Below are 15,221 nucleotides of genomic sequence, written 5' to 3'. Positions count from 1 at the left end.
GTGGATGCGGTGGAGGCGCATGGTACGGGTACGTCGCTGGGTGACCCGATCGAGGCGCAGGCGCTTATGGCGACGTATGGCCGGGAGCGGGAGGCCGAGCGGCCGTTGCTGCTGGGCTCCATCAAGTCGAACATGGGGCATACGCAGGCTGCTGCTGGTGTGGCGGGCATTATCAAGGTTGTCATGTCGATGCGGCATGGTGTGTTGCCGCGTACGTTGCATGTGCAGGAGCCGTCGCCGCATATTGACTGGTCTGCGGGTGCGGTGTCGTTGTTGCGGGAGTCGGTGGCGTGGCCGGAGTCGGGTCGTCCCCGGCGGGCGGCGGTCTCGTCGTTCGGCTTCAGCGGGACCAACGCGCACACGATCATCGAGCAGGCCCCCGAGGCCGAACCGGCGGAGGCTTCTACGGCCCCGGTCGTCCAGCCGTCCGTTCTGCCGTGGCTGCTTTCCGGCAAGAACGCCGACGCGCTGCGCGCCCAGGCCGGGCGGCTGCTCGCCGATCTCGACCGGCGGTCCGACGTCTCGCTCACCGACCTCGGCTACTCGCTCGCGACCACGCGCGCCGCGCTGGATCACCGTGCGGTCGTGGTCGGCGCGGACCGTGTTGGGCTGGTCGCGGGTCTGGAGGCACTGGCGGGCGGCGAGTCGGCGGCCGGGCTGACGCAGGGCTCGGTGGCCGAGGGCGGGAAGGTGGCGTTCCTGTTCACGGGGCAGGGGAGTCAGCGGTTGGGGATGGGGCGTGAGCTGTACGACGCGTTCCCGGTGTTCGCGGAGGCGTTGGACGCGGTCTGCGATGAGCTGGATGGGCACCTTGAGCGGCCGTTGAAGACGGTGCTGTTCGGGGATGACGCCGAGGCGCTGGATCAGACGGGGTTCACCCAGCCTGCGTTGTTCGCGGTCGAGGTGGCGCTGTTCCGGCTGGTGCAGGCGTGGGGTCTGAAGGCGGACTTCCTGTCCGGGCATTCGATCGGTGAGCTGGCTGCCGCACATGTGGCGGGTGTGCTCTCGCTCGCGGACGCGGCGAAGCTGGTGGCGGCGCGTGGGCGGTTGATGCAGGAGCTACCCGCCGGTGGCGCGATGATCGCGGTGCAGGCGTCGGAGGACGAGGTCACGCCGCTGCTCACCGAGCGTGTCTCGATTGCCGCGCTCAACGGGCCCACTTCCGTGGTCATTGCGGGCGACGAGGACGCGGCTGTCGCGCTTGCTTCTGGTTTCGAGGCGCAGGGTCGTAAGACCAAGCGCCTCACGGTCAGCCATGCGTTCCACTCCCCGCGCATGGACGGCATGTTGGACTCCTTCCGCGAGGTGGCGCAGGGGCTGACCTACGAGGCCCCGCGCATCCCGATCGTCTCCAACCTCACCGGAAACGTGGTCTCCGCCGAGGAGATCACGACCCCTGACTTCTGGGTCCGCCACGTCCGCGAGGCGGTCCGCTTCCTCGACGGTGTGCGCACCCTCGAGGCCCAGGGCGTCACCACCTACCTCGAACTCGGCCCCGACGGTGTCCTCACCGCCATGGCCCAGGAGTGCGCCACCGAGGCAGACGCCCACACCGACGTGGCCGCCTTCGCCGCCGTGCTGCGCAAGGACCGTCCCGAGGCCGAGGCGCTGACGGCCGCCGTCGCGGGGGCCCATGTCCGTGGTGTGGCGGTGGACTGGAGGGCGTTCTTCGTGGGGACCGGTGCCCAGCGCACCGAGCTGCCCACGTATCCCTTCCAGCGCGAGCGCTACTGGCTGGAGGCTCCCGCCGGGACCATCGGCGATGTGGCCTCGGCCGGTCTGGGTGCGGCCGATCACCCGCTGCTGGGCGCGGCGGTGGATCTGCCCGACTCCGAGGGGGTCCTCTTCACGGGCCGGCTCTCGCTCCGTACCCACCCGTGGCTGGCCGACCACGCGGTCATGGACACCGTGCTGCTGCCCGGTACGGCCCTGGTCGAGCTGGCGGTTCGGGCCGGTGACCAGGTCGGCTGCGATCTGCTGGACGAGTTGACCCTCGAAGCGCCGCTGATCCTGCCGGAGCGCGGCGGGGTGCAGTTGCGGGTCGCCGTGGACGCGCCCGACGGCCCCGACGGGCGGCGTGCGCTGACCGTGTACTCGCGGCTGGAGGACGCCACCGACGAGCCGTGGCTTCGGCATGCCTCCGGTGTGCTCACGGTTTCCGGCTCCTCCGGAGTCCCGACCGCCCCGGCGGAGTGGCCCCCGGCCGGTGACACGGCCGCCACTGCCACCGCCGACCTCGAACCACTCGACGTGGACGGGCTGTACGACGGCTTCGCCGCGCTCGGTCTCGCCTACGGCCCGGTGTTCCAGGGCCTGCGCAAGGCATGGCGGCGCGGGGACGAGGTGTTCGCCGAGGTGTCGCTCGACGAGGACCGGCAGGGCGAGGCCCGCGCGTACGGGCTGCACCCGGCGCTGCTGGACGCCGCGCTGCACACGGTGGCGCTCGGCGGGTTCTTCCCGGCCGAGGAGGCGGGCCAGGCGCGGCTGCCGTTCTCGTGGGACGCCGTACGGCTGCACGCGGTCGGCGCGACCGCGCTGCGGGTGCGGGTCTCCCCGGCCGGGCACGGCGCGGTGGCGCTGGAGATCAGCGATGAGGCTGGTACCCCGGTGGTGTCGGTCGGCTCGCTGGCGCTGCGGCCGCTGGACGCCGAGCAGTTCGCGGGCGCCCGTACCGCACACCACGAGGCGCTGTTCCATGTCGACTGGGCCGCGCTGTCCATGCCCGCAGCACCGCAGCGGCCGGAGGACACCGCCCTGTGGGCCGTCCTGGACGGCTTCGGCGGCGGCGATCTGAAGCTCACGGCCGCACTGGCGGGCGCGGACACCGGTATCGAGGCCGAGACGTACGCGGGGCTCCCCGCGCTCGCCGAGGCGGTGGAGGCCGAGGGGATCGCGCCCGATGTGGTCCTGGTGCCGTGCCTGCCCGACCTGGGTACGCCCGGGGACATCGCGGGCGCCGCGCACACCGTCGTCCGGCGGACGCTGGCGCTGGTCCAGGAGTGGCTCGCGGATGAGCGGTTCGCCGACTCCCGGCTGGTCCTGCTCACCCGTGGCGCCGTGGCCGTGGCCGTGACCACGGGCGACGACGCGGGGGCCGAAGGGGCCGAGGGCGTCGAAGCGGCCGAGGGCGTGGACGACCTGACGCACGCCGCGGCCTGGGGCCTGGTGCGCTCGGCGCAGGCCGAGCACCCGGGACGGTTCGTCCTGGTCGACGTCCAAGGAGACATCGACATCCACGGCGCCCTGGCCCGCGGCGTCCCCAGGCACGGCGCCCTGGCCCAGGGCGACCCGGCCACTGGCACCGCCCATGGTGGCCCGGCCACCGGCGCCCTGGCTCACCGCGACCCGGTCACCGGCAACTCGGCCCAGGGCGACCCGGTCACCGGCGTCCCCGCTCATGGCGACTCGGCCACTGGCACCGCCCATGGTGGCCTGGCCACCGGCGCCCTGGCTCACCGGGATCCGGTCACCGGCAACTCGGCCCAGGGCGACCCGGTCACCGGCGTCCCCGCTCATGGCGACTCGGCCACTGGCACCGCCCATGGTGGCCTGGCCACCGGCGCCCTGGCTCACCGGGATCCGGTCACCGGCAACTCGGCCCAGGGCGACCCGGTCACCGGCGTCCCCGCTCATGGCGACTCGGCCACTGGCACCGCCCACGGTGGCCTGGCCACCGGCGTCCCGGCCCAGGGCGACCCGGTCACCGGCGTCCCCGCTCATGGCGACTCGGCCACTGGCACCGCCCACGGTGGCCTGGCCACCGGCGTCCCGGCCCAGGGCGACCCGGTCACCGGCGTCCCCGCTCATGGCGACTCGGCCACTGGCACCGCCCACGGTGGCCTGGCCACTGGCGTCCCCGCCCATGGCGCCCCGGCCACCGGTGCCCTGGCTCACCGCGCCCCGGTCACCGGCAACTCGACCGAGGGCGACCCGGTCACCGGTACCCCGGCCCACGGCACCCCGGCCCACGGCACCCCGGCCACCGGCAACGCCGCCCACGGCACCCCGGCCCCCCGGGACCCGGCCCCCCGGGATCCGGCCCCCTCCGCCCCCAGTGGCTGGCTCCCCGCCCTCGTGGCGGGGCTGCGGACCGATGAGCCGCAGCTCGCCGTGCGCGCCGGGGTCGTCCACGTGCCGCGGCTCGCGCGGGTGGCGGCACTCGACGAGGCGGCCGTGCCCGGCCTGGACCCGGTGGGCACCGTACTGGTCACCGGCGCGTCCGGCACCCTGGGCGGGGTGCTGGCCCGCCACCTGGTGACCGAGCGCGGCGCCCGGAGGCTACTGCTGACCAGCCGCCGGGGCGCGGCGGCGGCGGGCGCCGCCGAGCTCGCCGCCGAACTCACCGAGCTGGGCGCCGAAGCGCACTGGGCGGCGTGCGACGCGGCCGACCGTACCGCCCTGGCCGAGGTCATCGCGTCCGTCCCCGCCGACCACCCCCTCACCGCCGTGATCCACGCGGCGGGCGTGCTCGACGACGGGATCGTCGAGTCCCTCACCCCCGAGCGCGTCGACCACGTCATGCGCCCGAAGGTGGACGCGGCGTGGAACCTGCACGAGCTGACCCGGGACCTCGACCTGTCCGCGTTCGTGCTGTTCTCCTCCGCCGCCGGTGTCTTCGGCAACCCGGGGCAGGGCAACTACGCGGCGGCCAACACCTTCCTGGACGCCCTCGCCCAGCACCGCCGCGCCCAGGGCCTGCCCGCCGTCTCCCTGGCCTGGGGCCTGTGGGAGGACGAGGGCGGCATGGCCGCGACCCTCGCGACCGCCGACCGGCAGCGGATGAGCCGCGGCAGCATGGGCGCGCTGAGCAACGCCGAGGGCCTGGCCCTGTTCGACGTGTCGGGCCTGGCCGGAAACCCGGTGCTGATCCCCGCCGCCCTGGACATCGCCGCCCTGCGCGCCCAGTCCACGGCCGGGGTCGCCCCGCTGCTGCGCGGGCTGATCCGTACCCCCGTACGGCGGGCCGCGGCCGGTGGCGGTGGCGGCGGGGCGGACGAGGCGGCGAGCCTCGCCGAGCGGCTCGCGGGCATGTCCGCGGCCGAACGGGACCGCTTCCTGCTGAACCTGGTCTGCGGCCAGGTGGCCACCGTGCTCGGCTACGGCAGCGCGGCGGCGATCGAACCCGGCGCGGCCTTCAAGGAGCTGGGCTTCGACTCGCTCACCGCCGTCGAACTCCGCAATCGGCTCGGCGCGGCCACCGGCCTCCGGCTGCCCGCCACGCTGATCTTCGACTACCCGACCCCCGATGCCCTGGCCGACCATCTGCGCGCGGAACTCCCGCACGGGGACGGCGGCGGTCCGTCGGTGTTCGGCGAACTCGACCGGCTGGAAGCCGCCCTGGCGGTGGCCGCGGACGACAGCGTCACCCGCTCCAGGATCACCATGCGCCTCCAGGCGCTGCTGGCGAAGTGGAACGACACCCAGGACGCGACCGGCGACGGCGACACCGACGACCACGACCTCGAATCCGCGACCGACGATGAGCTCTTCGACCTGCTCGACGACGAACTCGGCTCCTCCTGAACGGGAGCGTTCTGAACACATGGAACCCATGGAACCCATGAGCACCACCTCCCTCTTCGCAAGGAGCCGACGCAATGGTGAATAACGAGGACAAGCTCCGCGACTACCTCAAGCGGGCCACCGCCGATCTGCGTCAGGCCCGCCGACAGCTCCGCGAGGTCGAGGAGCGGCACCAGGAGCCCATCGCGATTGTCGCGATGAGCTGCCGCTACCCGGGCGGTGTGCGCACCCCCGAGGAGCTGTGGCGGCTCGTCCTGGACGGCGAGGACGCGATCTCCGGCTTCCCCACGGACCGTGGCTGGGACGTCGAGTCGCTCTACGACGCCGACCCCGACCAGGCGGGCGCCAGCTATGTGAACGAGGGCGGGTTCCTCTACGACGCGGGCGGCTTCGACCCTGCGGTCTTCGGGATCTCGCCGCGTGAGGCCATGGCGATGGACCCGCAGCAGCGGCTGCTGCTGGAGAGCTCCTGGGAGGCGTTCGAGCGGGCCGGGATCGACCCGACCGGGCTGCGCGGCCACCGGACCGGTGTGTTCGCGGGCGTGATGTACCACGACTACACCTCGCGGCTGGACTCCGTGCCCGAGGGCGTCGAGGGCTTCCTCGGCACCGGCAGCTCCGGCTCCATCGCCTCCGGCCGGGTGTCGTACACCTTCGGTCTCGAGGGCCCGGCGGTGACGGTCGACACGGCGTGCTCGTCGTCGCTGGTCACCCTGCACATGGCGGTGCAGGCGCTGCGCAACGGCGAGTGCTCGCTGGCGCTCGCGGGCGGTGTCACCGTGATGGCCACGCCCTCGACGTTCACCGAGTTCAGCCGGCAGCGCGGGCTCGCCGCCGACGGCCGCTGCAAGCCCTTCGCCGCCGCCGCGGACGGCACCGGCTGGGGCGAGGGTGTGGGCATGCTGCTGGTCGAGCGGCTGTCGGATGCGCGCCGACACGGCCACCCGGTGCTGGCCGTCGTGCGTGGGTCGGCGGTCAACCAGGACGGCGCGTCCAACGGTCTGACGGCGCCCAACGGCCCGTCCCAGCAGCGCGTCATCCATCAGGCGCTCACCAACGGCCGCCTCTCCGCCGCCGATGTGGACGCCGTCGAAGCACACGGCACCGGGACCACGCTGGGCGACCCGATCGAGGCCCAGGCGCTGCTCGCCACCTACGGCCAGGAGCACACCGAGGACCAGCCGCTGCTGCTCGGCTCCATCAAGTCCAACATCGGGCACACCCAGGCCGCCGCCGGTGTCGCCGGAATCATCAAGATGGTCATGGCCATCCGCCATGGCGTGCTGCCCAAGACGCTGCACATCGACGAGCCGTCCCCGCATGTGGACTGGTCGGCGGGCGCGGTGTCGCTGCTCGCCGACGCCACCCCCTGGCCGGAGACCGGTCATCCGCGCCGCGCCGCCGTGTCCTCCTTCGGCTTCAGCGGCACCAACGCCCACACCATCCTGGAGCAGGCCCCCGCCGAGGAGGCCGAAGAGGCCGAGGAGGCCACCGGGGGACCGACGGCCCCGACGAAGCGGCTCGACGTCGTGCCATGGGCGGTGTCGGGCAAGAGCGCGGCGGGGCTGCGCGCCCAGGCCGAGCGGCTGCTGGCCCACCTCGAGGCCGACCCGTCCCTCGGTCCGGTGGACGTGGCCCTCTCGCTGGCCACCACCCGCGCTCAGCTCGACCACCGCGCCGTGGTGCGCGGCCACGACCGTGACGAACTGCTGGCCGGGCTCACCGCCCTGGCCGAGGGCGGCATGGCGGCGGGCGTCGCACAGGGCTCCGTCGTCGGCGGCCGCACGGCGTTCGTGTTCCCGGGGCAGGGGTCGCAGTGGACCGGTATGGCGGTGGGGCTGATGGACGCCTCGCCCGTCTTCGCGGCCCACATCGAGGAGTGTGCGGCGGCGCTCGCGGAGTTCACCGACTGGTCGTTGGTGGATGTGTTGCGGGGTGCGGAGGGCGCGTGGTCGCTGGAGCGGGTGGATGTGGTCCAGCCGGTGCTGTTCGCGGTGATGGTGTCCCTCGCCGAACTGTGGCGCTCGCTCGGGGTTCAGCCGTCCGCCGTGGTCGGCCATTCGCAGGGTGAGATCGCGGCGGCGTGCGTGGCCGGAATCCTGTCGCTGAGGGACGCGGCGCGTGTGGTGGCGTTGCGCAGTCAGGCGATTGGCCGGGTGCTGGCGGGCCGGGGTGGCATGGTGTCGGTGGCGCTTCCGGTGACGGATGTACGGGAGCGGATCGCGGCCTGGGGCGAGGAGCGCATCTCCATCGCGGCGGTCAACGGCCCGTCCTCGGTGGTGGTTTCGGGTGAGCCCGAGGCGCTGGAGGAGCTTCTGGCGTCCTGCGAGGCCGATGAGGTGCGGGCGCGTCGGGTGCCGGTGGACTACGCCTCGCACTCGGCCCAGGTGGAGTTGCTCCGCGAGGAGCTGCTGGAGCTGCTGGCTCCCGTACAGCCGAAGAATGCCCAGGTGCCGTTCCTGTCGACGGTGACGGGGGAGTGGGTCGAGGGTCCGGAGTTGGACGCGGAGTACTGGTTCACCAACCTCCGTCGCACGGTTGAGCTGGAGGGCGCGGTCCGGCGGCTGCTGGACGAGGGCTTCGGGGCCTTCATCGAGTCCAGCGCGCATCCCGTCCTCACCATGGGTGTGCAGGAGACCGCCGAGGACGCGGGCCGTGAGGCCGCCGCGATCGGCTCGCTGCGCCGCGACGAGGGCGGACTGGACCGCTTCTGGGCCTCCGTCGGCGAGGCCTGGACGCGTGGCGTCGGCGTGGACTGGGCCGGGGTGTTCGACGGCACCGGCGCGACCCGCGTCGAGCTGCCCACGTACGCCTTCCAGCACCAGCACTACTGGCTGGAGGCGGGCAGCCCCGCCGCTGCCGCCGCCATCGCCGTCGACCCCGTCGAGACCCGCTTCTGGGAGGCCGTCGAGCGCGAGGACTGGCAGACGCTCGCCGCCGAGCTGGACATCGACGGCGACGAGCGGGTCAGCGCGCTGCTGCCCGCCCTGGCGTCGTGGCGCAAGCAGGCCCGTGAGCAGTCCACGGTGGACGGCTGGCGCTACCGCGTCACCTGGAAGCCGCTCCCCGACGGGCAGCCCGCGCGGCTGACCGGCGCCTGGCTCGTCGTCGCCCCGGATACGGAGGACACCTGGACCGACGCCGTGGCCGGTGTGCTCGCCGAACGCGGCGCCGACGTACGGCGGATCGCCGTGGACACCGCCGCCGACGGCCGCGACGAGCTGGCCGAGCGGCTGCGCGCCGCGCTCGCGGAGACCGACGGCATCCCGTTCACCGGAGTGCTGTCGCTGCTGGCCCTCGACGGCCGTTCGCACCCCCGGCACCCCTCCGTCCCGGCCGGCGTGGCGGCGCAGCTCGCGCTGGTGCAGGCCCTCGGCGACGCCGAGGTCGGCGCGCCCCTGTGGTCCGCCACCCAAGGCGCGGTCTCCGTCGGCCGCGCGGACCCGCTGGACTCCCCCGAACAGGCGCTGGTCTGGGGCCTGGGCCGGGTGGCCGCGCTGGAGCACGGTGAGCGCTGGGGCGGTCTGGTGGACCTGCCCGGGGCGCCCGACGAGCGGGCGCTGGCCCGGCTGGTGACCGTGCTCGCCGGGGCCGAGGAGGAGGACCAGGTCGCGATCCGCGCCACCGGGCTGCTCGTACGCCGTCTGGTGCGCGCCCCGCTGGCCGCCACGCCCGCCGTACGGGCCTGGAAGCCCACCGGCACCACCCTGGTCACCGGCGGTACGGGAGCGCTGGGCGCCCATGTGGCGCGCTGGCTGGCGGGCAACGGGGCCGAGCACCTGGTGCTCACCAGCCGCCGCGGCCTGGACGCCCCGGGCGCGGCGGATCTGCGGTCCGAACTGACCGAGCTGGGCGCCAAGGTCACCATCGCCGCGTGCGATGTGGCCGACCGCGCCCAGGTCGAGGCGCTGCTCGCCGACATCCCCGCCGAACACCCGCTGACCGCCGTCGTCCACACCGCCGCCGTGCTGGACGACGGAGTGATCGAGGGCCTGACCCCGGACCAGGTGGACCGGGTGCTGAAGGTCAAGGTGGACGCCACCCGCCATCTGCACGAGCTCACCCGCGATCTGGACCTGTCCGCGTTCGTGCTGTTCTCCTCCTTCGCGGCCACCTTCGGCGCGCCAGGCCAGGGCAACTACGCGCCGGGCAACGCCTTCCTCGACGCCTTCGCCGAGCACCGCCGCGCCCAGGGTCTGCCCGCCACCTCGCTGGCCTGGGGCCCGTGGGGCGAGGGCGGGATGGCCGAGGGCGGCGTCGGTGACCGGATGCGCCGCCACGGCGTCATCGAGATGGCGCCGCGCGCTGCCGTCACCGCGCTCCAGCACGCGCTGGACCGCGACGAGTCGGTGCTCACCGTCGTCGACATGGAGTGGAAGCGCTTCGTCCTCGCCTTCACCTCCGGCCGCTCCCGTCCGCTGCTGCACGACCTGCCCGAGGCGCGGGACGTCATCCAGGACATGGCCGGGGAGGTCGAGGCGGACGGCGCGGGCGCGGTCGCGCTGGCCCAGCAGCTCGCCGGGGTGCCGGAGGCCGAGCAGGAGCGGCTGGTGCTGGAGCTGGTGCGCACCGCCGTCGCGGCCGTCCTGGGCTACGCGGGCGCCGACGACGTCGAGGCGGGCCGGGCCTTCAAGGAGCTGGGCTTCGACTCGCTGACCGCCGTCGAGCTGCGCAACCGGCTCAGCGCCGCCAGCGGGCTGAAGCTGCCGCCGACCCTGATCTTCGACTACCCCACGCCCACGGTGCTCGCGCGTCAGCTGCGCACCGAGATCGCGGGCGGGCGGCGGGCCGCCGTGGCCGCGCTGCCGACCGCGGCGGCGCTCGCCGACGACGAGCCGATCGCCATCGTCTCCATGAGCTGCCGCTTCCCGGGCGGGGTGCGCACCCCCGAGGAGCTGTGGCAGCTGCTCGCCTCCGGTGGCGACGCGCTGTCGGAGTTCCCGGGCGACCGCGGCTGGGACATCGAGTCGCTGTACAACCCGGACCCGGACGCGCAGGGCACCAGCTACACCCGCGAGGGCGGATTCCTCACCGGGGCCGCCGACTTCGACCCCGCCTTCTTCGGGATCTCGCCGCGTGAGGCCATGGCGATGGACCCGCAGCAGCGGCTGCTGCTGGAAACGTCCTGGGAGGCGTTCGAGCGGGCGGGCATCGACCCGGCCACGCTGCACGGCAGCCCGTCCGGTGTCTTCGTCGGCACCAACGGCTCCGACTACTCCATCGTCATGCGCAGCAACACCGAGGGCTACGAGGGCCACCTGGCCACCGGCAGCGCCGCGAGTGTCGTCTCCGGCCGCCTCTCGTACACCTTCGGCCTGGAGGGCCCGGCGGTCACCGTGGACACCGCGTGCTCGGCGTCGCTGGTGGCGCTGCACCTGGCCGTCCAGTCGCTGCGCCAGGGCGAGTGCTCGATCGCGCTCGCGGGCGGGGTGACCGTGATGGCCACCCCGGGCACGTTCATCGAGTTCAGCCGTCAGCGCGGACTGTCCTCCGACGGCCGCAGCAAGGCGTTCTCCGCGGACGCGGACGGCTTCAGCCCGGCCGAGGGCGTGGGCATGCTGCTGGTGGAGCGGCTGTCGGACGCGCGCCGACACGGCCACCCCGTCCTGGCTGTCGTGCGTGGGTCGGCGGTCAACCAGGACGGTGCGTCCAACGGTCTGACGGCGCCCAACGGTCCGTCCCAGCAGCGCGTCATCCGGCAGGCTCTCGCCAACGCCCGGCTGTCCGCCTCCGAGGTGGACGTCGTGGAAGCACACGGCACCGGTACGACGCTGGGCGACCCGATCGAGGCCCAGGCCCTGCTCGCCACCTACGGCCAGGAGCGGCCCGACGGGCAGCCCCTGCTGCTCGGCTCCATCAAGTCCAACATCGGCCACGCGCAGGCGGCCGCCGGTGTCGCGGGTGTGATGAAGCTCGTGCTCGCGCTGCACCACGGCGTGCTGCCGGAGTCGCTGCACATCGTCGAGCCCACCCCGCATGTGGACTGGACGGCGGGCGACGTCGCGCTGCTGACCGGGGCGCGGGAGTGGCCCGAGACCGGCCGTCCGCGCCGCGCCGCCGTATCCTCGTTCGGCTTCAGCGGCACCAACGCGCACGCCATCATCGAGCAGGCGCCCGCGGAGGAGCCGGATGAGGCCGAGCCGGTGACCCGGCGGCTCGGCGCGCTGCCGTGGACGGTGTCCGGCAAGAGCGAGGCGGCGCTGCGCGACCAGGCCGCCAAGCTGCTGGCCCACCTCGACGCCGACCCGGCCCCGCGCCCGCTGGACATCGGCCACTCGCTGGCCACCACCCGCGCCGCCTTCGACCGGCGCGCGGTGCTGGTGGGCACGGACCGGGACGATTTCGTCCGGGGTTTGGACGCCCTCGCTAGGGGGCAGGTCGTGCCCAACCTGGTGCAGGGGGCCTCAATCGGGGGCAAGGCCGCATTCGTGTTCCCAGGACAGGGGTCACAATGGGTAGGCATGGCCGTGGAGCTGTTGGATGCTGCACCGGTGTTCGCTGCCCGTATCGATGAGTGTGCCGTCGCGCTCGCAGAGTTCACCGACTGGTCGTTGGTGGATGTGCTGCGCGAGGCGGAGGGCGCACCGTCACTGGAGCGGGTGGACGTTGTTCAGCCGGTGTTGTTCTCCGTGATGGTTTCGCTCGCGGAGCTGTGGCGTTCGCTGGGCGTGCGGCCGTCGGCCGTGGTCGGCCATTCGCAGGGTGAGATCGCGGCGGCGTGTGTGGCCGGAATCCTGTCGCTGAGGGACGCGGCGCGTGTGGTGGCGTTGCGCAGTCAGGCGATTGGCCGGGTGCTGGCGGGCCGGGGTGGCATGGTGTCGGTGGCGCTTCCGGTGGCGGATGTACGGGAGCGGATCGCGGCCTGGGGCGAGGAGCGCATCTCGGTGGCGGCCGTCAACGGCCCCTCGTCGGTGGTCGTCTCCGGTGAGTCCGAGGCCCTCGATGAGCTGGTCGCCGCGTGCGAGGCGGATGAGGTGCGGGCGCGTCGGGTGCCGGTGGACTACGCCTCGCACTCGGCCCAGGTCGAACTCCTCCGCGAGGAGCTGCTGGAGCTGCTGGCTCCCGTACAGCCGAAGAACGCCCAGGTGCCGTTCCTGTCCACGGTGACGGGGGAGTGGGTCGAGGGTCCGGAGCTGGACGCCGAGTACTGGTTCACCAATCTCCGTCGCACCGTTGAGCTGGAGGGCGCGGTCCGGCGGCTGCTGGACGAGGGCTTCGGGGTGTTCATCGAGTCCAGCGCGCACCCGGTGCTGACGATGGGTGTGCAGGAGACCGCCGAGGACGCGGGCCGTGAGGCCGCCGCGATCGGCTCGCTGCGCCGTGACGAGGGCGGCCTGGACCGCTTCCACACCTCGCTGGGCGAGGCGTGGACACGGGGCGTGGCCGTTGACTGGGAGGTGGTGTACGAGGGGACGGGCGCGGCCCGCGTCGAGCTGCCCACGTACGCCTTCCAGCACCAGAGCTACTGGCCGCAGGCGGCCGACACCCCGGCCGACGAGTCGGGCGCGCCGTCCGACGCCGTCGACGCCCGCTTCTGGGAGGCCGTCGAGCGCGAGGACCTGGAGTCGCTGGCCGGCACCCTCGCGTTCGAGGACGACGGCGAGCGGTCCTCGCTCGGCGCCGTCCTGCCCGCCCTGGCGTCCTGGCGCAAGCAGGCCCGCGAGCAGTCCACGGTGGACGGCTGGCGCTACCGCGTGACCTGGACCTCGCTGAGCGGGGCGCAGGCCCCGCGGCTGTCCGGGACCTGGCTGCTGGCCGTGCCCGAGTCCGCCGCCATCGACGACTGGACGCTCGGCGCGGTGCGGATGCTCACCGAACGCGGCGCCGAGGTGCGGCAGATCACCCCGGCCGCCGTGGAGTCGGACCGCGTTTCGCTGACCCGTCTGGTGCGCGAGGAGCTGGCCGACGCCGGGGCAATCTCGGGTGTGCTGTCGCTGCTCGCCTTCGACGCGGGCACCGCGCCCGGCACCGACGGTGTCAGCGCCGGGCTGGTCGGTACCGCCGTGCTGATCCAGGCCCTCGGCGACGCCGGGGTGGACGCGCCGCTGTGGTGCGCCACCCGGGGCGCGGTCGCCGTCGGCCGGACGGACCAGGTGGAATCCCCCGAGCAGGCGCTCGTCTGGGGCCTCGGCCGGACCGCCGCCCTGGAGTACCCGGAGCGCTGGGGCGGTCTGGTGGACCTGCCCGGCGCGCCCGACGAGCGGGCGCTGGCCCGGCTCGCCGGGGTGCTCGCCGGGACCGACGGCGAGGACCAGCTCGCGGTGCGCGCGGCCGGGGTGTTCGCCCGCAGGCTCGCCCACGCGCCGCTGGCCGGCGCTCCCGCCGTACGGTCGTGGAAGCCGTCCGGTACGACGCTGGTCACCGGCGGTACGGGAGCGCTGGGCGCCCATGTGGCGCGCTGGCTGGCCGCGGGCGGGGCCGAGCACCTGGTGCTCACCAGCCGCCGTGGCCTGGAGGCACCGGGCGCGGTCGAACTGCGGGACGAGCTGACCGGTCTTGGCGCCGAGGTCACCGTCGCCGCGTGCGACGTGGCCGACCGCAAGGCCGTCGAGACGTTGCTCGCCGCCATCCCGGCCGACCGGCCGCTCACGGCGGTCATGCACGCCGCGGGCGTCCTGGACGACGGTGTCCTGGACGCGCTCACCCCGGAGCGGTTCGCCACCGTCCTCGGCCCCAAGGCCGACGCGGCGCGCCATCTGGACGAGCTGACCCGCGATCTGGATCTGTCCGCGTTCGTGCTGTTCTCCGGTATCGCGGGCACCCTCGGCGACGCCGGACAGGGCAACTACGCGGCGGCCAACGCGTATCTCGACGCGCTGGCCGAGCGGCGCCGCGCGGCGGGCCTGCCCGCCACCTCGGTGGCCTGGGGCCGCTGGGGCGAGACGGGCCTGGCCGCGGACGGTGCCATCGGCGAGCGGCTGGACCGGGGCGGCGTCCCGGCGATGGCCCCGCACGCCGCGATCACCGCGCTGCAGCGGGCCCTGGACCACGCGGACACGGTCGTGGCCGTCGCCGACATCCAGTGGGACCGCTTCGCCTACGGCTACACGGCGGTCCGCCCCAGCCCGCTCATCGGCGAGCTGCCCGAGGTCAGGCGGTTGCGGGAGTCCGGCGGCCCGGCCGGTGAGCCCGGCGCGGCCTCCGACGGGTCCCCGGCGGACGTGCTGCGCAAGCGGCTGACCGGGATCTCCCGGGCCGAGCAGTCCCTGGTCGTCCTGGAGGTCGTGCGCTCAGGCGCGGCCGCCGCGCTCGGCCACTCCTCGACCGACGAGGTCGGCGCCGGGCGGGCGTTCAAGGAGCTGGGCTTCGACTCGCTCATCGCGCTGGAGCTGCGCAACCGGCTGACCGCCGCCACCGGGCAGAAGCTGCCCGCCACGCTGGTCTTCGACTACCCGACCCCCGCGGCGCTCGCCGAGTTCCTGTGCGGCCGGATCGTGGGCGACGGCGGTACGGCCGCGGCGCCCGGTCTCGCGGAGCTCGACGCGCTGGAGTCCGCGCTGTCCGTCCTGGACCCCGGCAGCGAGGCACGGGACGACATCGCGGCCCGGCTGCGGGACCTCGCGGCGAAGTGGGCGGAGCCCCGTACGGCCGATGCCGAGGCGGCCGACGGCGACAGCGGCACCGTGACGGAGAAGTTGCAGGAGGCGACGCCCGACGAGGTCTTCGCCTTCATCGACAAGGAACTCGGAATCTAAGGA

2 protein-coding genes are annotated in these 15,221 nt (G+C 74.1%); both read left to right on the top strand.

Annotated features, from left to right (window positions below):
• A partial coding sequence (locus J2Z30_RS49975) for an SDR family NAD(P)-dependent oxidoreductase (protein WP_245388624.1) occupies positions 1 to 5,523 on the top strand: 5,523 nt, incomplete at its 5' end.
• Between the two features lie 77 nt (positions 5,524 to 5,600).
• Positions 5,601 to 15,218, top strand: a complete 9,618-nt coding sequence (locus tag J2Z30_RS31210) for a type I polyketide synthase (protein WP_443732394.1) — start codon at positions 5,601 to 5,603, stop codon at positions 15,216 to 15,218.
• Positions 15,219 to 15,221 lie beyond the last annotated feature (3 nt).

The sequence above is a fragment of the Streptomyces iranensis genome (assembly GCF_017874715.1).
Classification (GTDB): Bacteria; Actinomycetota; Actinomycetes; order Streptomycetales; family Streptomycetaceae; genus Streptomyces; species Streptomyces iranensis.
The sequence above is the reverse complement of the archived record's forward strand: the minus strand, read 5'-3'. Positions and strand labels throughout refer to the sequence as shown.